The sequence below is a fragment of the Rhodococcus sp. 5G237 genome (assembly GCF_053764735.1).
The window spans coordinates 295,756-314,101 of the sequence record NZ_JBSNCD010000005.1; the positions used below are offsets into that span (position 1 = coordinate 295,756).

Annotated in this window: 18 protein-coding genes; 3 read left to right on the forward strand and 15 right to left on the reverse strand. The window is 69.5% G+C overall.

Annotated features, from left to right (window positions below):
• Positions 1 to 65: 65 nt before the first annotated feature.
• From nusB to ACWPOC_RS13680, 3 genes are read right to left on the reverse strand one after another with little or no spacing between them, the layout of a single operon-like run.
• On the reverse strand, positions 66 to 575 hold the full coding sequence (gene nusB / locus ACWPOC_RS13670) for a transcription antitermination factor NusB (protein ID WP_033096596.1): 510 nt from the start codon (positions 573 to 575) through the stop codon (positions 66 to 68).
• The gene (efp, locus tag ACWPOC_RS13675; RefSeq protein WP_006551441.1) at positions 576 to 1,139 is read right to left on the reverse strand and encodes an elongation factor P; all 564 of its coding nucleotides are present in this window, start codon (positions 1,137 to 1,139) and stop codon (positions 576 to 578) included.
• Positions 1,140 to 1,173: 34 nt separating this feature from the next.
• Positions 1,174 to 2,271 carry a M24 family metallopeptidase gene (locus ACWPOC_RS13680; protein WP_455408834.1) on the reverse strand — a complete coding sequence of 366 codons (1,098 nt, stop codon included), beginning with the start codon at positions 2,269 to 2,271 and terminating at the stop codon, positions 1,174 to 1,176.
• Between the two features lie 75 nt (positions 2,272 to 2,346).
• Here ACWPOC_RS13680 and ACWPOC_RS13685 point away from each other — a divergent pair, with 75 nt between their 5' ends.
• Positions 2,347 to 2,949 (forward strand): B-4DMT family transporter, encoded by a 603-nt coding sequence (locus tag ACWPOC_RS13685; RefSeq protein ID WP_455408835.1) that lies wholly within the window; start codon positions 2,347 to 2,349, stop codon positions 2,947 to 2,949.
• Between the two features lie 116 nt (positions 2,950 to 3,065).
• Positions 3,066 to 3,668, forward strand: coding sequence for a TIGR03086 family metal-binding protein (locus ACWPOC_RS13690; protein ID WP_455408836.1), 603 nt, complete (start codon positions 3,066 to 3,068; stop codon positions 3,666 to 3,668).
• A 25-nt stretch (positions 3,669 to 3,693) separates the two neighbouring features.
• Here ACWPOC_RS13690 and aroB read toward each other — a convergent pair whose 3' ends face one another.
• From aroB to ACWPOC_RS13710, 4 genes are read right to left on the reverse strand one after another with little or no spacing between them, the layout of a single operon-like run.
• Entirely contained in the window at positions 3,694 to 4,803 is a 1,110-nt protein-coding gene (gene aroB, locus ACWPOC_RS13695; RefSeq protein WP_455408837.1) for a 3-dehydroquinate synthase, read from the reverse strand.
• On the reverse strand, positions 4,800 to 5,366 hold the full coding sequence (locus ACWPOC_RS13700; RefSeq protein WP_033096592.1) for a shikimate kinase: 567 nt from the start codon (positions 5,364 to 5,366) through the stop codon (positions 4,800 to 4,802). The genes aroB and ACWPOC_RS13700 overlap by 4 nt, the downstream gene beginning before the upstream one ends.
• A gap of 4 nt (positions 5,367 to 5,370) precedes the next feature.
• Positions 5,371 to 6,558, reverse strand: a complete 1,188-nt coding sequence (aroC, locus tag ACWPOC_RS13705; protein ID WP_026061033.1) for a chorismate synthase — start codon at positions 6,556 to 6,558, stop codon at positions 5,371 to 5,373.
• A 48-nt stretch (positions 6,559 to 6,606) separates the two neighbouring features.
• The gene (locus ACWPOC_RS13710; RefSeq protein ID WP_120282411.1) at positions 6,607 to 7,236 is read right to left on the reverse strand and encodes a prepilin peptidase; all 630 of its coding nucleotides are present in this window, start codon (positions 7,234 to 7,236) and stop codon (positions 6,607 to 6,609) included.
• Positions 7,237 to 7,388: 152 nt separating this feature from the next.
• Between ACWPOC_RS13710 and ACWPOC_RS13715 the strand changes: the two genes are divergently transcribed.
• Positions 7,389 to 7,769, forward strand: a complete 381-nt coding sequence (locus tag ACWPOC_RS13715; protein ID WP_120282410.1) for a DUF1622 domain-containing protein — start codon at positions 7,389 to 7,391, stop codon at positions 7,767 to 7,769.
• Here ACWPOC_RS13715 and ACWPOC_RS13720 read toward each other — a convergent pair.
• From ACWPOC_RS13720 to ACWPOC_RS13755, 8 genes are all read right to left on the reverse strand, one after another.
• Positions 7,762 to 9,009 (reverse strand): RNA polymerase sigma factor, encoded by a 1,248-nt coding sequence (locus ACWPOC_RS13720; protein ID WP_120282409.1) that lies wholly within the window; start codon positions 9,007 to 9,009, stop codon positions 7,762 to 7,764. The genes ACWPOC_RS13715 and ACWPOC_RS13720 overlap by 8 nt on opposite strands.
• 13 nt (positions 9,010 to 9,022) lie before the next feature.
• Positions 9,023 to 9,379 carry a YciI family protein gene (locus ACWPOC_RS13725; RefSeq protein ID WP_120282408.1) on the reverse strand — a complete coding sequence of 119 codons (357 nt, stop codon included), beginning with the start codon at positions 9,377 to 9,379 and terminating at the stop codon, positions 9,023 to 9,025.
• A gap of 147 nt (positions 9,380 to 9,526) precedes the next feature.
• Complete coding sequence (locus tag ACWPOC_RS13730; protein ID WP_120282407.1) at positions 9,527 to 10,678, reverse strand: thiolase family protein; 1,152 nt, start codon at positions 10,676 to 10,678, stop codon at positions 9,527 to 9,529.
• 162 nt (positions 10,679 to 10,840) lie between these two features.
• The gene (locus tag ACWPOC_RS13735; protein ID WP_455408838.1) at positions 10,841 to 11,695 is read right to left on the reverse strand and encodes a shikimate dehydrogenase; all 855 of its coding nucleotides are present in this window, start codon (positions 11,693 to 11,695) and stop codon (positions 10,841 to 10,843) included.
• Positions 11,685 to 13,574, reverse strand: coding sequence for an endolytic transglycosylase MltG (locus ACWPOC_RS13740; protein WP_455408839.1), 1,890 nt, complete (start codon positions 13,572 to 13,574; stop codon positions 11,685 to 11,687). Before ACWPOC_RS13740 ends, ACWPOC_RS13735 begins: the two co-directional genes overlap by 11 nt.
• A complete protein-coding gene (ruvX, locus tag ACWPOC_RS13745) occupies positions 13,571 to 14,089 on the reverse strand; it encodes a Holliday junction resolvase RuvX (protein WP_026061030.1) in 519 nt (172 codons plus the stop codon). The genes ACWPOC_RS13740 and ruvX overlap by 4 nt, the downstream gene beginning before the upstream one ends.
• A gap of 2 nt (positions 14,090 to 14,091) precedes the next feature.
• Complete coding sequence (gene alaS / locus ACWPOC_RS13750) at positions 14,092 to 16,758, reverse strand: alanine--tRNA ligase (RefSeq protein WP_455408840.1); 2,667 nt, start codon at positions 16,756 to 16,758, stop codon at positions 14,092 to 14,094.
• Positions 16,759 to 16,896: 138 nt separating this feature from the next.
• Positions 16,897 to 18,309: a replication-associated recombination protein A gene (locus ACWPOC_RS13755; protein WP_455408841.1), complete on the reverse strand. Its 1,413-nt coding sequence runs from the start codon at positions 18,307 to 18,309 to the stop codon at positions 16,897 to 16,899.
• Between the last annotated feature and the right edge of the window lie 37 nt (positions 18,310 to 18,346).

Sequence of the window (18,346 nt, forward strand, 5' to 3'; positions counted from 1 at the left end):
GAAGACTCCCACCGGGCCCGCTCACGGAGCCTCGTGTCGTCGCTCACCCGAAGAGGGTGACGAACTCAGGACTCGTCCGAGCCCTGGTCCTGCGACTCCTGCGCCGGCCGGACGAGGGTGGCAGCGGCTGCTGCACGCACCTGGTCGGCGACAGTGACGATCTGACCGAGCACCCCGTTGACGAAGGCCGGCGAATCGTCGGTGGACAGCTGCTTCGCCAGCTCGACCGCCTCGTCGACGGCCACCACGGGCGGCACGTCGGTCGCGTGGAAGAGCTCCCACACCGCGATGCGCAGGATCGCGCGGTCGACGGCGGGAAGGCGGTCCAGCGTCCATTCGTGCAGGTGATCGGCGATCACCCGGTCGGTCTCGTCGAGGTTGTCGGCGACACCGCGGATGATGGTCTGCGCGTATGCCGGCACCGGCGCGACCTGATCGTCGTCGATCGCGAGTTCGACGCGATCGGCGGCGAGGTCGACGGGGTGCACGTCGCGGGCCTCCGCCTCGAAGAGCAGGTCCACGGCGCGCTTGCGGGCCTTGTGGCGGGCCCCGAGCTTCTTCTGGTTACCGGACACTCAGGAATTCACTCGCCCGAGGTAGCTGCCGTCGCGGGAATCGACTTTGAGCTTGTCGCCGGTGTTGATGAACAGCGGGACCTGGATCTCGGCGCCGGTCTCGAGGGTCGCGGGCTTGGTGCCGCCGGTGGAGCGGTCGCCCTGCAGGCCCGGATCGGTGTGCTGGACGACGAGTTCGACCGTGACCGGGAGCTCGACGAACAGCGGGACATCCTCGTGCGTGGCGACCTGCACGGGCATGTTCTCGAGGAGGAAGTTGGCGCTGTCGCCGAGCAGCTCGGGCGAGATGGTGATCTGGTCGTAGGTCTCGCCGTCCATGAAGACGTAGTCGGTGCCGTCGTTGTAGAGGTAGGTCATGTCGCGGCGATCGACGGTGGCGGTCTCGACCTTGACACCGGCATTCCAGGTCTTGTCGACGGTCTTGCCCGACGTCACATTCTTGAGCTTCGTGCGCACGAAAGCGGGGCCCTTGCCCGGCTTGACGTGCTGGAACTCGATGATCTGCCAGAGCTGTCCGTCGATTTTCAGAACGAGGCCGTTCTTGAAGTCACTGGTATCAGCCACTTGGTTCGTGTCTCCTAGGGTCGAGGAACCGCCCTCAAACGACGGTCAATGTCTTGTCGGTGAGCGTGAGCAACTCCGGAGTATGCTCCCGCACCACGAGCGTGTCTTCGATCCGCACGCCTCCGCGCCCCGAGAAGTACACGCCCGGCTCGACGGTCACCGCCGCACCGGCGACAAGTGTACCGGTCGCCGCGGCGCCGATTCCGGGCGCTTCGTGGATCTCGAGGCCGACTCCGTGGCCGAGCCCGTGCAGGAACAGGTCGGCGTAGCCGGCCTCGGCGATCATGGTGCGCGCGGCGGCGTCCACCGCGGCGCAGTCGACACCGGGCGCGAGCGCTTCGCGTCCGGCCTGCTGCGCGCGCAGGACCAGCTCGTACAGGTCGCGCTGCCAGTCCGCGACACGGCTCAGCACGTAGGTGCGCGTCATGTCGGAGTGGTAGCCGCCGATCTGCGCCCCGAAGTCGAGCTTCACGAAGTCGCCCTCCGCGAGGATCGCGCCGGTCGGGCGATGGTGCGGGATCGCCGAATTGGCGCCGGCGGCGACGATCGTCTCGAAGGAGATGCCGTCGGCGCCGTGCTCGAACATGCGCCATTCGAGGTCGCGGGCGACCTCCTTCTCGGTTCGCCCGGGACGCAGACCGCCCGCCGCGATCAGGTCCGCCAGTGCGCGATCGGCCGCACCGCACGCCTCGCGCAACAGGCCGATCTCGTGTTCGTCCTTCACGGCCCGCAGTTGTTCGACGAGCCCGGGAGCGGGAGCGAAGCGGACGGACACGCCGAGCTCGTCCCACCGCGACCGTTCGTCGACCGTGACGACGTGACTCTCGAATCCCCAACGCGCAGAACCTGTTCCGAACTCGGTGACGAGGTGCGCGGCCGACGACCGGGCGATCACGGCCCGCAGGTCCGGGACCTGCTCCCCCACCTGCGTGACGTAGCGGCCGTCGGTGCAGACGACGGTGCGTGTCTCGTCCTCGTCGTCCTCGGTGGAGACGATCAGCGCCGCGTTGGATCCCGTGAAGCCCGTGAGGTACCGGATACAGGTCAGATCGGTCACCAGCAGCGCATCGAGTTTACGTTCGGCGAGCAGCGCACGCAGCGCTCGACGGCGGGAGGCGTGGTCGGCAGACATATCGCTCAACCTACCGCGATCACAGCTGTGGGACGGAACACACTGTCGGCTTCGCCACCCGTTACGCTGAGGTACATGAAACCCTGGTTGCTCCGCGGACTCGGGCTCGCCCTGGTCCACGTGGTCGTGCGCGTCCTGCTCGGTGCCGCTCTCATCCAGTGGCCGTTGCAGGGATCGGTACTGCGCTGGCTGGGCTTCGCCGTGGTGGTCGTCGCAGCGTTCGTCTGGGCCGGTCTCGACGGCATCCGCGACCACCGCGCCCATCCCGAACCCGACGAGGGCGACGACCTGACGATGCGGTGGCTCGCCGCCGGTGCGGTCACCGGCCTGGTCGGCGGGGTCCTCACCTGGCTCGTCGACACCGTCACCCCGATCCCGGTGGGCGTGACGTCCCTGTTCTTCGAGATCACTTCCGGTGCCGCGTTCACCGTGCTCCTGGTGTTCCTGCCGGCGATGGCGGCGGTGACGCTGGGCCGGTTCTTCGCGCGCCGGAACGAGCGCAAGGCCGCCCGCGACGACGACTGGTCCGTCCACCGCGAGCACCACGCGCCCGCAGGCGTCGGAGCGGCCGCGTCGGCGGGTTCGGCGTCCGCGAAATCCGCGCAGCAGGCCGATCCCGCCTGGCGCAGCGACGACTCGCCCACCGAGGTGTTCCCGAGGATCGATCCGAAACAGTGAGACCCGAGTAGCGAAACCACAGCAGTGAGACCACCCGCCCCCGCACATCGGGGGCGGGTGCTCAGTTTTCCGGGTTGTGACGGTCGGTAGAGGTAGCCGACCTCGAGGAGACGACCATGACCGACACCACCGAGACACTCGACCTGACTCCGGCGACCCGCCGCATGGAGCGCATTCTGGCGGGAATCGACGACGCACAGTTGTCGGGGCCCACACCGTGTTCCGAGACCTCCGTCGGTGCACTCGTCGATCACGTGCTGGGCCTGTCGCTCGCGTTCACGGCCGCGGCCCGCAAGGACATCGGCCCGTTCACCGACACTCCCCCGCAACTCACGAGCGAACTGCCGCCGGACTGGCGGCGTCTCGTTCCCGACCGGCTCGGCGACCTCCGCGGAGCGTGGAGCGATCGCGCGGCCTGGGACGGCATGACGCGCGCAGGCGGCCTCGACCTGCCCGCGCCGGTCGCCGGACTCGTCACGCTCGACGAACTCGTCGTGCACGGCTGGGATCTCGCCGTGGCCACGGGACAGCAGTACTCCTGCGAGCCCGACGAGATCGCCGCGTGTACCGCATTCGCGGAGAGCATCACCGACGAGGAACGCGTCGCCGACGGGGGCGGGCTGTTCGGTCCGGCCGTGCGGGTGGGCGACGACGCCCCGCCGCTGGAACGCCTGATCGGACTCACCGGGCGCGACCCGTCGTGGAGACCGCCCGCATAGAACCAGGCGGTCGACCAGGCGGCGGTCAGAGCAGTACGGTTCCCGCGTCGGCCTTGCCCTGACGCGCGACCTCGGAGTAGGCCGCCGCGAGCAGGGTCGGGTCGGGTCCCTCGAGCCTGCCGGGCTTCGCGAGCCCGTCGAGGACGACGAACCGGAGCATGCCGGCGCGGTTCTTCTTGTCGGTCTGCATGCCCTTGAGCAGGTCGGCGAAGGCATCGGGATCGTAGGTGGTGGGCAGGCCGACGGATTCGAGGATCGCGCGGTGCCGGTCGGCGGTGACGTCGTCGAGACGCCCGGCGAGCCGGCCGAGTTCGGCGGCGAAGACCAGGCCCACCGATACGGCGGCGCCGTGACGCCAGCGATACCGCTCGCGGCGCTCGATGGCGTGGCCGAGGGTGTGGCCGTAGTTGAGGATCTCGCGCAGGCTCGACTCCTTGAGGTCGGCCGCGACCACCTTCGCCTTGACCTCGACCGATCGACGGATCAGCTCGGGCAGCACCGTCCCGGCGGGATCGAGCGCGGCCTCGGGGTTCTCCTCGATCAGGTCGAGGATCACCGGATCGGCGATGAAGCCGGTCTTGATCACCTCGGCGAGTCCGGCCACGATCTCGTTGCGCGGCACCGTCTCGAGGGTCGCAAGGTCGACGAAGACCGCCGAGGGCTCGTGGAACGAACCGACGAGGTTCTTGCCCGCCTCGGTGTTGATGCCGGTCTTGCCGCCCACCGCGGCGTCGACCATCGCCAACAGCGTGGTGGGAATGTGGTAGACCCGCACGCCGCGCATCCACGTCGCGGCCACGAAGCCTGCGAGGTCGGTGGCGGCACCGCCGCCGAGGCTGATGACGGCGTCCGAACGGGTCAGGCCGATGCGGCCGAGCACCTCCCAGCAGAATCCGGCGACGGCCAGTTCCTTGCCGTCCTCGGCGTCGGGGATCTCGATGCGGTGGGCGTCGATGCCGCTCTCGGCGAGCGCCTCCCGCACGGCCTCGGCCGTCGCGGTGAGCGTCGGCTGGTGGAAGATCGCGACGGTCCGCGTGCCGGACAGTTCTTCGACGACGTCGCCGAGCAGTCCCCGGCCGATGATCACCGGATAGGGCTGGGCGGTCTCGACGTCGATGCGTACCGGTTCGGTCACGGTGTGGGGCTCCGATCCTCGCTGATGGTCTGGCTGGTCGCGGCGTCCGCCGCTTCGAGTTTGGCGAGCACCTGCTGGACGACCCGCCCGGGGCTGCGGCCGTCGGTGCGCACCCGGATGGTCGCCGCCTGGCGGTACAGCGGGCGGCGGCGACGCATGAGGTCGCGGTACTTCTGGGCCGGATCACCGCCGGCCAGCAACGGCCTGGTTCCGGCGGCGCCGACCGCGCCGGTGCGACGCAGTCCTTCCGCCACACTGATCTCGAGATAGACGACGGTGTGTCCGGCCAGTCGCGCGCGGGTGCGCTCCGAGAGGATCGCTCCCCCGCCCAGGGACACCACACCGTCGTGGGTGTCGAGGGCGCGCGCGACGACCTCCTCCTCGACCTCCCGGAAGGCCGGTTCGCCGTCCTGGGAGAAGATCTCGGGGATGGTCCGGCCGGTCACACGCTCGATCTCGGCGTCGGTGTCGAGCAACGGCAGGTCGAGTGCATTCGCGACCCGACGACCGATCGTCGACTTGCCCGCTCCCGGCGGGCCGATGAGTACCACGCGAGGCGACATGAGATCACCGCGGCGGCCGCGCCGCGATGCCCTTCAGGTAGTGGTCGATGTTGCTCACGGTCTCGGCGAGCGAGTCGCCACCGAACTTCTCGAGGGCGGCCTGCGCGACGACGAGGGCGACCATCGCCTCGGCGACGACACCCGCCGCGGGCACCGCGCACACGTCGGAACGCTGGTGGATCGCGACGGCCTCGTCGCCGGTGGTCATGTCGACCGTCGACAGGGCGCGCGGCACGGTCGAAATCGGCTTCATCGCCGCCCGCACGCGCAGGGCCTCACCGTTGGTCATGCCGCCTTCGATGCCACCGGCACGGTTGCTCGAGCGGAGCACACCGTCGGGACCGGGCTTCATCTCGTCGTGGGCGGCGCTGCCGCGTCGGCGCGCGGTCTCGAAACCGTCGCCGACCTCGACACCCTTGATGGCCTGGATTCCCATGAGGGCCGCGGCCAGTCGCGCGTCGAGGCGATCGGCACCGCTGACGAACGAACCGAGGCCCACGGGCAGCCCGTGCACCACGACCTCGACGATGCCGCCGAGGGTGTCGCCGTCGCGCTTCGCGGCCTCGATCTCGGCGATCATGGATTCCTCGGCGGCCTTGTCGTAGGCGCGCACGGGGCTCGCGTCGATCGCGGCGAGATCATCGGCACCGGGTTCGGGGCCGACATAGGGATCGGATGCGCCGATGGAGATGACGTGCGAGACGACCTCGGCGCCGAACGCCTGGCGCAGGAAGTTCCGGGCGACGGTGCCGGCCGCCACGCGTGCTGCGGTCTCCCGGGCGCTGGCGCGCTCGAGGACGGGACGCGCGTCGTCGAAGCCGTACTTGAGCATGCCCGCGAAGTCGGCGTGGCCGGGCCGGGGGCGGGTCAGCGGCGCGTTGCGCGCCTGGCCTTCGAGCAGTTCGGCATCGACCGGGTCGGCGGCCATGATGGTTTCCCACTTGGGCCATTCGGTGTTGCCGATCTCGATCGCGATCGGGCCGCCCAGGGTGCGTCCGTGCCGGACGCCACCGATCACGGTGACCTTGTCGGCCTCGAACTTCATGCGTGCGCCGCGGCCGTAGCCCAGTCGCCGTCGCGCAAGTTGCTCCGAGATGTCGTTCGACGTCACCTCGACTCCGGCGACCATCCCCTCGAGCATCGCGACGAGGGCGGGACCATGGGATTCTCCAGCAGTTATCCAACGCAGCACAGGTCCATCCTTCCATGTTCGTCCGCCGACTCGACATGCCGCCCCTGGTCAACCCGTCGAGATCGCCGCCAGTGCCGCGGCGGCGCACATCGACGGTCCGTGCGGAAGCACGCGCGGAGCGGCATGCGCTTCCCCGCAGCGGGCCTCCCGGAGTCGCAGAATCAGGGCCGCACCTGCGGTGAGGACGGGTGGGAGCAGTGCACCGAGGAGCACTGCCGAGGGGCCGGCGAGTCCGGTGACGGCACCGAGTCCGAGGGCGAGTTTGACGTCGCCCGCACCCACCGATCGCGGTACCGCGAGGTGGGTGATCAACAACGGTGCCGCGAGCAGAAGTGCACCGGCGAACGCCGCCCGGCCGTGCCCCGTCGCCGCGGCCACGCCGAGGATCGTGCCCGCTCCCCCGAGCGTCAGCACGTTCGGCAGACGCCGCACGAGCAGGTCCACGGTGCTCAGGCACACGCACCACCATCCGAACATCGCTGCTCCGACGACCGCGGCGCCCGTGGTGATCGAGACCGCGACGAGTGCGGCTGCCGCGCATGCCGCCTCGCACGAACCCGGGGGCGGCCGACGACCGGCCGTTCTTCCCGCCACCACGCGCACGATCGCTCCCACACCCACGCCGAGGACCACCATCGCGAGCCCACCCACCGTCTCCCCTGCCACGACCCGGAGCATCCCCCATCCGCACACGTCGGCAGGGCGTTCGCGCGGTGTCCGGCCCGGTCCTGTGGACAGGCACACCTCCTGTGGACAAAGCCCCACGGTGCGGCGATCGTCCTGCGAGGATTGCCGGAGTCTGTCGGTTCCGGTCGGAAGGTTCTGGTCGAATGGAGATTTCGTCGCTGCTCGAACACGTGGGCACGGCCATCGACGTCGTCGGAGTCGGCGCCATGGTGATCGGCGCAGTGGCGGCGACGTGGATCGCGGCGACCGCGCGGCGGCACGGACCGGGTTCGGAGATCTACGAGCCGTACCGGCGCAATCTCGGCCGGTCGATCCTGCTCGGCCTCGAATTCCTGGTCGCCGCCGACATCATCAAGACCGTCGCCGTCACGCCGACCTTCACGTCGGTGGGTGTGCTGGCGGTCATCGTGCTCATCCGTACCTTCCTGAGCTGGTCGCTGCAGCTGGAGATCGACGGCCGGTGGCCGTGGCAGCGTTCGGTTCCCGAGGCCGAGACGACGACCGGCACGACACCGGCTACCTGAGCGCGTCCCGCAGGTCGTCGCGGCGACGTAGGAGATGTGCGCGTTCGACCGCGTTCTCCGTGCGCGCCGCGGCGGTGGTGTACGCCTCGCTCGCCTCGGTGATCCGGCCGAGGCGGGCGAGCAGGTCGGCCCGGACGGCGTGGAAGACGTGGTACCGCTCGAGGTCGAGGCGGTCGACGAGCCCGAGAGCCGCTGCGGGACCCTCCACTTCGGCGAGTGCGACGGCCCGGTGCAACGCGACGACCGGTGTGGGATCCGCGGCCATCAGCAGGTCGTAGAGCGCGACGATCTGCGCCCAATCGGTGTCCTCGAAGGTGGGCGCGTCGGCGTGCACCGCGGCGATCGCGGCCTGGATCTGGTAGGGCCCCGGCCTGTTCCAGCGCAGGGTGCACCGCACGAGCGCCTGTCCTTCGTCGATCAGCGCGCGGTCCCACCGCGAGCGGTCCTGGTCTGCGAGCAGGACGAGTTCGCCGCCGGGTCCTGTCCGCGCGTCGCGCCGGGATTCGCCGAGGAGCATCAGGGCGAGAAGTCCCGTGGTCTCGGGATCGTCGGGAACGAGCCCTGCCAGCAAGCGGGCCAACCGCACCGCCTCCGAACACAGGTCCGTGTCGGCGAGTTCGGGTCCGGTGCTCGCCGTGTGGCCCTCCGTGTACACGAGATAGAGCACGGACCGCACCGCGGCGAGGCGTTCGGGAAACTCGTCCGGGGACGGGATGCGGAACGGGATGCGCGCGTCGCGGATCTTTCGCTTGGCGCGGGAGATCCGTTGCCCCATCGTCGTTTCCGGCACGAGGAAGGCCCGGGCGATCTGCGTGGTGGTGAGCCCGCCGAGCAGACGCAATGTCAGCGCGACTCGCGCCTCCGGCGCGAGCGCCGGGTGACAACAGGTGAAGATCAGACGGAGGCGGTCATCGGGGATCTCGGGCGAGACGACCGCCTCGGGGTCGAACGCGACGCCGGATGCCGGGTGGAGCAGGTCCGCCTCGGCGTGCTTGACCGATCGTGCGGCCTCCCGTCGTGCCCTGTCGATCGCCCGGCGACGGGCGGTGGTGATGATCCATCCGGCCGGGCTCGGTGGGATGCCTTCCCCGGGCCATCGTTCGACGGCAGTCGAGAAGGCGTCCTGCACCGCGTCCTCGGCGACGTCGATGTCGCCGAGGACGCGGGTGAGCACGGCGACCGCGCGGCCGTACTCCTCACGGAAGATGCGACCGATGTCGGCGGTGGACGGCCCGGTCATCGAGGTACGTAGGTCATCCGGCGCAGGATCCGAACTCCAGGGGCCGCACCTCGATGGGCAGTGTGGTGGCGTCGGCGAGACCGCGCGCCCACTTCAGCGCCTCGTCGAGGTCGGGCACGTCGATGACGTCGAAGCCGCCGAGATGCTCCTTGCCCTCGATGTACGGACCGTCGGTCGTCACCGTGCGCCCCTCGTCCGTGCGCACGACCGTCGCCGTGTCCGGCGGGTGCAAGCCGCCGGAGAACACCCAGATCCCTGCCTCCCGGATCTCGTTCTGCCACGCCGCGACCTTCTTCATGATCGGGTCGAGGAACTCCGGTGACGGCGGTTCACCGTCGGGTTGGTAGATGCTCAGCAGGTACTGCGCCATGTCGGGATCCTTCCCCTCGGCGGCCGGCGGTTCCGGCCTCTCACCCTCTACACGAACGGTAGGGCGCCGATTCGACACTTGCGCGGAGAAATCCGCTGTCCACCCGCTCAGGCATCGCGGGTGGACAGCGGACGGTGTCGGGTGCGGCTACTGCGCGACGAGTTCGAGGATGGTGGCGTTGGCCTGGCCACCGCCTTCGCACATGGTCTGCAGGCCGTAGCGGAGGTTGTTGCGGCGCATGTGGGAGATCATGTCGGTGAGGATGCGGGCACCGGAGCCCCCGAGCGGGTGACCGAGGGCGATCGCACCACCGTTGGGGTTGAGCTTGTCCTCGGGTGCGCCGATCTCCTTCTGCCAGGCCATGGGCACCGGAGCGAACGCCTCGTTGACCTCGAAGACGCCGATGTCGTCGACGGACAGGCCGGACTTCGCGAGTGCCTTCTCCGTCGCCGGGATCGGTGCGGTGAGCATGATGACCGGGTCGGAGCCGGTCACGACGGCGGTGTGGATCTTCGCGAGCGGAGTCAGGCCGTGCTTCGCGGCGGCCTCCTCGCTCATGATCAGCAGTGCGGCGGATCCGTCGGAGATCTGCGAGGAGTTCCCGGCGTGGATGACACCGTCCTCCTTGAAGACGGTCTTCAGGCCGGCGAGCTTCTCGACGGTGGTGCCGCGGCGGATGCCCTCGTCCTGCGAGACGACGGTTCCGTCCGGGGTGGTGACCGGCACGATCTGGTCGGCGAACAGTCCGGCGTCCTGGGCGGCGGCGGCCCGTTCGTGCGAGCGCGCGGAGAAGGCGTCCACGTCGGTGCGGCTCAGACCCCACTTCTCGGCGATCATCTCGGCGCCGATGCCCTGGTTCGGCCGCGCCCCGTCGTACCGCTCGAGGAAGGCCTCGGGGTAGGGCGACCCGCCCACGGAGGTCGAGGTGCCCATGGGCACCCGCGACATCACCTCGACGCCACCGGCGACGACGACGTCGTAGTGTCCCGCTTCGACGCTCGCGATCGCGAAGTTCAGCGCCTGCTGGCTCGAGCCGCACTGCCGGTCGATGGTCACGCCGGGCACGGACTCCGGCCAGCCCGCTGTGAGCACCGCGGTGCGGGCGATGTCGATGGCCTGCTCGCCGGCCTGCTGCACGCAACCCCAGATGACATCCTCGACGACCTCCGGATCGATGCCGGCGCGCTCGACCAGCGCGTTCAGCACCACAGCGGACAGTTGTGCCGGGTGCACGCCGGACAGGCCGCCGTTTCTCCTGCCGACAGGTGTGCGCACGGCCTGGACGATCACTGCACTCATGTTTGCTCCCTCTCGACCCGCAGGCGACAGCGGTGACGGCCGTCACGGCCGTCGGACGGGTCCGACACTACTTCGCGAACGGGCCGGAAAGTGCTCGCGGACCATTCTTGTTCGGTATCGGACCCCTCACCCGTATCTATGGATCGAGGAGCGTGCGGGATCTCAGGCCGGGTGCGGAGAATTCAGGTCGAGCCCGACGGCACGCGCCATCTCCGCGCGCGGGGCGGGCAGACCCGTGAACTGCTCGACCTGCCCGAAGGCCTGGTTCAGCAGCATGTGCAGACCGCTGACGACGCGGACGTCGCGTACCTCGGCCGCTGTCGCCAGCGGCGTGGGCCAGGGGTCGTAGATCGCATCGAGGATGCACGGGGCCTGTGCGAGAGCCTCCGCGTACGGGGCTGCTGCGGGTGCGGGCACGGTGCTCACGAGCGCACCGGCCTCGGCGCAGACCCGGCCGAGTTCGGGTGCGTCGAACGACAGCCATCGGGCGTCGATGTCGTCGTCGAGACAATCGAACGTCGCGCGGGCCTTCTCTTCGGACCGCGCGACCACGGTCACCGAGCGCACACCGAGGTCGGTGAGACCGACGAGCGCCGGTCGGGCGGTGCCACCCGAGCCCACGACGACCGCCGACGCGCCGGACAGATCGCCGACGCCGACCGAACGCAGTGCTCCGGACACGCCGTCGACGTCGGTGCAGTCGGCGCGCCACCCGCTCTCGATGCGGACGAGGGTGTTGGCCGATCCGATCCTGACGGCCCGCTCGGTGCGTTCGGTGGCGAACTCCAGTGCCGCGAACTTGCCGGGCATCGTGACGGACAGACCCACCCATTCCTCACCGAGTGAGGACACGAGTCCCGGCAGCTGCTCACCGGTGCATTCGATGCGTTCGTAGGTCCACTCGGTCAGTCCGAGTGCCCGGTACGCCGCGAGATGCAACAGGGGCGACTTCGAGTGCGCGATGGGTTTCCCGAGGACCGCGGCCCTCCGGACACCCCCGTTCGGATCAGCGCCCACTGTCGAGGATCCCGCTCGCGAGTGCCAGTTCGGTGTTCTGCAGGTGCTCCTCGTAGGAATTCGCGAAGAGCGTGGTGCCCTTGTCGTCGATCGTCACGAAGTAGATCCATTCCCCCGGTTCCGGGTTCTCCATCGCCTGCAGCGCACCGATGCTCGGTGACGAGATGGGCGTCGCCGGCAGACCGACCATGGCGTAGGTGTTCCAGGGGGTCACCCGCGCGCGGTCGGCGTCGGTGGTCGCGAGTTCGGTCTCGTCGAGTTCGTAGTTGACGGTCGAGTCGAACTGGAGCATCTGGTCGATCTCGAGGCGGTTGAGGATCACGCGGGCGACCTTCGCGAAATCCTGTGGCAGGGCCTCGCGTTCGACGAGCGATGCGGAGATGAGCATCTCGTACGGGGTCAGGCCCACGCGTGCGGCCGCGTCGGTGATCCCCGTCGCGTCGTAGCTGGCAGCACTTTCCGACACGAGGCGGGCGAGGATGTCGACGGGTTCGGCCGTCGGATCGAAATCCCAGCTGCCCGCGGCGATGAGGCCTTCGAGCTGTCGCCTGCGGTCGGGCACGTTCGCGACCGCGTCGCGCGCCCATTCCGGAACGCCGAGCGCCTGCAGGTCCGGGGTGGCACCGGCCGCGTCGAGTTCCTCGTAGGTGACGCAGTTCTCCGCGGCCGGATCGCCGTGGCAGCTCGCCTCGGCGATGAGTGTGTAGATGCCCTTGCGGACGGCACCGGTGTTGACGTCGCGGATGTCGTGGAGCTGACGTCCCTCGGAGATCACGAGCGCACCGACCCGGCTGGCCGGGTCGACGAGGGCGGCGACGGCGTCGACAGCCGGGATGTTGGTGCCCACCTGGTAGAAGCCGGGCTGCAGCGAATTCATCCCCGAGTTCTGCACGGCCGCTTCGTAGAAGGCAGCGGAACTCGCGACGACACCCTTGTCGACGAACTCGCTGCCGATCTCCCCGGCGGTCTCGCCGGGGTTGACCTGGACGACGACGGCCGGTCCGGGAGGTCCGGTGAAGTCCGGCGGAAGATCGGTGCCGAGGAACCGGTCGTAGGCGAGATAACCGCCACCCACGACGACGAGCAGGAGCACCGCGGCGGCGAGCGCGCCCACGACACGTCCGCGCTTCTTGCGCCCGCTCGCCTTCGGATTGCGACGTGCGGCGCGTTCCGAACCATCGACCGCGAGGGGGACCGCACGCTGCTCGGCGGTGACCTCCTCCGCTGCGACCGCGTCGTCGGCGGAGTCGTCGTCGCGGTAGGCGTCGCGTGCGGCGTAGGAGTATCCGCCCGGGTACTCGTCGTCGAGATGTCCACCCTCGGGGTGATCGACCGGAGCGTGTCCGGGATCGGCGCCGGTGGATCCGTCGTGCTCGTACCCGGATCCTGCGTAACCTCCGTCGCTGTAGCCCTGCTCGACGTACCCCTGATGTTCCTCGGCGTACCCCTGCTCGCCGTAACCCTGTTCGGGGTGACCGGGCGGCGGGCCGTCGAATACACCCGGTCCGAAGTTCAGGACCGTGGTCTCGTGATCGTCGGGATCGGGTCGACGGGCCTCCGGGTGCCCACCCGGGACGCCCTCGTACGCAACACCGCCGTACGGATCACGGCCGTGGGAGTCGTTGCCGTACGGGGCGTGCCCGTACGCATCGTGACCCTGGGGGTCGGATGCGTACGGATCGTCGTACCGGTACCGCGGGTCGGATCGATACGGATCCTCGGATCCGGTGCGATAGGGATCCTCGGATCCGGTGCGATAGGGATCCTCGGATCCGGTGCGATCCACTGGAGGTTCCGTGTACCCACCGGCGTAAGGATCCGCGAACAGATCCTGCCGTGCGTTCTCCGAATGGTCGTCGTGTCGTCCGTGCCGGCTCACCGGCTGCCCCCTGCGTCACGCCCCGACTCGTTCACTACCGAACTCCGCTCGTCCAACCAACCCTGCAAGATGGCCACGGCGGCAGCCTGGTCGATGACCGGCCGCGCACCTCGCGCACTCACCCCGCTCTCGCGGAGGGCGCGCGCCGCAGTGACCGTCGTGAAACGTTCGTCGGCCAGGCGCACGGGAACGTCGGGTAGGGCACGGCGAAGTCGACGCGCGAAATCGCTCGCCAGTTTCGCAGCCTTGCCGGGCTCACCGCGCAGTGTCTGCGGCAGCCCGACGATAACCTCAACAGCCTCGTATTCCCTAACGATCTCGACGATGCGCCGGATATCGGGTGCGTCGGGTCCGCGTTCCTTGGACCGCGGCACCGTCTCGACCGGGGTGGCGAGGATCCCGTCGGGGTCGCTGGAGGCGACCCCGATCCGGACGCTGCCGACGTCGACTGCGATGCGGCGACCACGGCCGGGATCGTCCACTCCGGGACGATCGGGGCGCGGCGGTTCGGCCACGCTCAGCCGGCCAGCTCGCTCAAACGGGCACGGAAGGCATCGAGTGCGGCCGGGATACCGGCCGGATCCGACCCTGCGCCCTGAGCCATGTCGGGCTTGCCGCCACCGCGACCACCGATCGCGGGACCGAAGCTCGTGACGAGGTCGCCTGCCTTGATGCCCTTCTCCTGCGCAGCCTTCGTGGTGGCCACGACGAAGGGCACCTTGCCGCCGGCGTTGCCGAGCAGCAGCACCACGGCGGGCTCGGTGCCGAGCCGCCCACGGACGTCGGACGCCAGCGTGCGCAGGTCGTTGCCGGCGACACCCTCCGGCGCTGCCTCGGCCACGACGAGCACGTCGCCGACGCGCTGCGCCTTGCCCGCGTACGTTCCGGCTGCGGCGGCGACGTTCGCGGCGCGGGTCTTCTCGAGCTCCTTCTCCGCGGCCTTGAGCCGGTCGAGCAAGGCCTCGACACGTCCGGGCACCTCCTCGGAGGGAACCCTCAGGGTCGAGGACAGGCCCGCGAGCAGCGCGCGTTCCTTCGCCAGGTGGCGGTAGGAGTCGAGACCGACGTACGCCTCGACGCGGCGGATGCCGGAACCGACGGACTGCTCACCGAGGAGGGTGACGGTGCCGACGTGCGAGGAGTGCTGCACGTGTGTGCCGCCGCACAGCTCCATCGAGAACGGGCCACCGATCTCGACGACGCGGACCTCGTCGCCGTAGTTCTCGCCGAACAGGGCCATCGCACCCATCTTCTTGGCCTTGTCGAGGTCGGTGACGAAGGTGTTGACGGGATAGTTCGCCGCGACGGCCTCGTTGGTGACGGCCTCGATGTCCTGCTTCTGCTGCTCGGACAGGGCGCCGGGCCACGAGAAGTCGAAGCGCAGGTAGCCGGGCTTGTTGAGCGAACCGGCCTGCACGGCGTTGGGGCCGAGCACCTCGCGCAGCGCGGCGTGGACCAGGTGGGTCCCGGAGTGACCCTGGGTTGCGCCCTTGCGCCACTCGGGATCGACCTGCACGAGGACGGCGTCGCCTTCGACGACCTGACCCTCGAGCACTGTGACCTTGTGGGTCCACAGTTGCTTGGCGATCTTCTGGACGTCGTCGACCTTGATCTTCAGCCCGGGGCCGGTGATGGTGCCGATGTCGGCGATCTGGCCGCCGGACTCCGCGTAGAGGGGGCTGCGGTCGAGGATGAGCTCGACCTGCTGGCCCGCGCTCGCCGCGTGCAGGCGCTCGCCACCGGTGATGACGGCGAGCACGTGCGCCTCGGTCACCAGCTCGCTGAAGCCGGTGAACTCCGTCGGACCGCGGTCGAGGAGTTCCTTGTAGACGGTCAGGTCGGCGTGGGCGTGCTTGCGGGCGCGGGCGTCGTCCTTGGCGCGCTGGCGCTGCTCGGCCATGAGCGACCGGAAGCCCTCCTCGTCGACGGTCAGGCCCGCCTCGGCCGCCATCTCGAGGGTGAGGTCGATCGGGAACCCGTAGGTGTCGTGGAGGGTGAACGCCTCGGTGCCACCGAGCACATTCGTGCCCTGCGACTTCACGGTCTCGACGGCGCCTTCGAACAGCTTGCTGCCGGTACCGAGGGTCTTGAGGAAGGCCGTCTCCTCGCCCACCGCGACGGTCTCGATGCGCGAGAAGTCGGTGTCGAGTTCGGGATAGGACGGGGCCATGGTGTCGCGCACGACCGCCATGAACTCGCGCATGGTGGGCTTGTCGGCGCCGAGCAGACGCGCCGAGCGCACGATGCGGCGGAGCAGGCGGCGCAGCACGTAGCCGCGGCCGTCGTTGCCGGGGTTGACGCCGTCGACGATGAGCATCGCCGCGGTGCGGGCGTGGTCGGCGATGACGCGGAAGCGCACGTCGTCGTCGTGCTTCGCGCCGTAGACGGCGCCGGTGAGTTCGGCGGCCTTGTCGATCACGGGGCGCAGCAGGTCGGTCTCGTAGACGTTCTCGACGCCCTGGAGCAGGAAGGCGACGCGCTCGACACCCATGCCGGTGTCGATGTTCTTCTTCGGCAGCGGGCCGAGGATCGGGTAGTCGTCCTTGGCACCGCCCTCACCGCGCTCGTTCTGCATGAACACGAGATTCCAGATCTCGATGTAGCGGTCCTCGTCGGCCTCGGGGCCGCCTTCGACGCCATAGTCGGGGCCGCGGTCGTAGAAGATCTCGGAGCACGGGCCGCACGGGCCGGGGATGCCCATCGACCAGTAGTTGTCCTTCATGCCGCGACGCTGGATGCGCTCCTCGGGCACGCCGACCTTGTCGCGCCAGATCGAGAACGCTTCGTCGTCGTCGAGATAGACCGTCGCCCACAGCTTCTCGGGGTCGATTCCGTAGCCGCCGTCCTCGACGGAGCCGGTGAGCAGCGACCACGCGAAGGTGATGGCCTCTTCCTTGAAGTAGTCGCCGAACGAGAAGTTGCCGGCCATCTGGAAGAAGGTGTTGTGGCGGGTGGTCTTGCCGACCTCCTCGATGTCGAGGGTGCGCACACACTTCTGCACCGACGTGGCGCGGGTGTAGGGCGGAGTCTGCTGCCCGAGGAAGTAGGGCACGAAGGGGACCATGCCGGCGTTGACGAACAGCAGGTTGGGATCGGCGAGGATCAGCGACGCGCTGGGCACCTCGGTGTGTCCCGCCTTCACGAAGTGATCGAGAAAGCGCCTGCGGATCTCGTGGGTCTGCACGTCGATGGTCCTTTGTGGTCTGGCGATGGTGTGAACTACCCGGGACGGGCGGTCGATCCTGTCGATCGGCCGTTCTTCAGCTTATCGCGCCGCCGAAAGTGGCCTCGGTACGGCGCCGTGAGTACTCGGCGGACGGCGTCACCGCTCACCGCGCACGATGCGGCGCAGCTTGGGCAGGCGGGCCGACAGCTCCCGTTCCACACCGCGACCGGTCGGCTCGTAGTAGTCGACGCCGACCAGCTCGTCCGGGGCGTACTGCTGCGCGAGCACGCCGTCGGGGTGCACGTGCGGGAACTTGTAGCCGATCGCGTTGCCGAGCTTCTGCGCGCCCTGATAATGACCGTCGCGCAGGTGAGCGGGTACCGGCCCGGCCTTACCGGCCTTCACGTCGGCGATCGCGGCGCCGAGGGCTGCGGTGACCGAACCCGATTTGGGGGCGGTGGCGATGTGGATGGTGGCCTGGGCGAGCGCGAGCTGGGCTTCGGGCATTCCGACCTGCTGCACGACCTGCGCTGCGGCGACCGCCGTCTGCAGAGCGGTGGGATCGGCCATGCCCACCTCCTCGCTGGCCTGGATCATGAGGCGGCGGGCGATGAAGCGCGGGTCCTCCCCCGCGACGATCATCCGTGCCAGATAGTGCAGTGCCGCGTCGACGTCGGAGCCGCGCAGCGACTTGATGAAGGCGCTCGCGACGTCGAAGTGCTGATCGCCGTCGCGGTCGTAACGGACGGCGGCCTCGTCGATACTCGACTCCACGGTCACGAGGTCGATGACGGCCGCGTCGCCACCGGAGACGGCGAGCGCGGTGTCGGCGGAGGCCTCGAGCGCCGTCAGGGCACGGCGGGCGTCGCCGCCGGCGAGCCGGACGAGGTGGTCGAGTGCGTCGTCGTCGATCTCGACCGCACCGGCGAGTCCACGGGCGTCGGTACGCGCACGTTCGAGCAGTGCCCGGATGTCGTCGGGCCCGAGCGGCTGGAGCTGCAGCACCAGCGAGCGGGACAGCAGCGGGGCGACCACGGAGAACGACGGATTCTCGGTCGTCGCGGCGACGAGCAGCACGATGCGGTTCTCGACGGCGGCGAGCAGCGCGTCCTGCTGGGTCTTGGAGAAGCGGTGGACCTCGTCGATGAACAGCACGGTCTGTTCGCCGTGGGTGAGGCGCCGGCGTGCCAGATCGATGACGGCACGCACGTCCTTGACGCCCGCAGACAGGGCGGACAGCGCTTCGAACCGGCGTCCGGTGGCTCCGGAGATCAGTGAGGCCAGGGTCGTCTTCCCGGTACCGGGCGGACCGTAGAGCACCACGGAGGCCGCACCCGATCCCTCGACGAGCCGCCGCAACGGCGCCCCCGGTTCGAGCAGGTGCTGTTGCCCGACCACCTCGTCGAGACTCGCCGGTCGCATGCGCGCAGCGAGCGGCGCGTTCGCCCCGCCGGCCGCGACGGGTTGCCGGCGGACCTGCGGTTCGCCCTCGGGTTCCGGTTCGCGTGGCGCCTCGAACAGGGCGTCCGGTTCGGCAGACGGGTCGTTCGCCCCGAAAAGATCACTCACGCATCCGACGCTACAAGCTCGCGCCGACGCCCGGTCG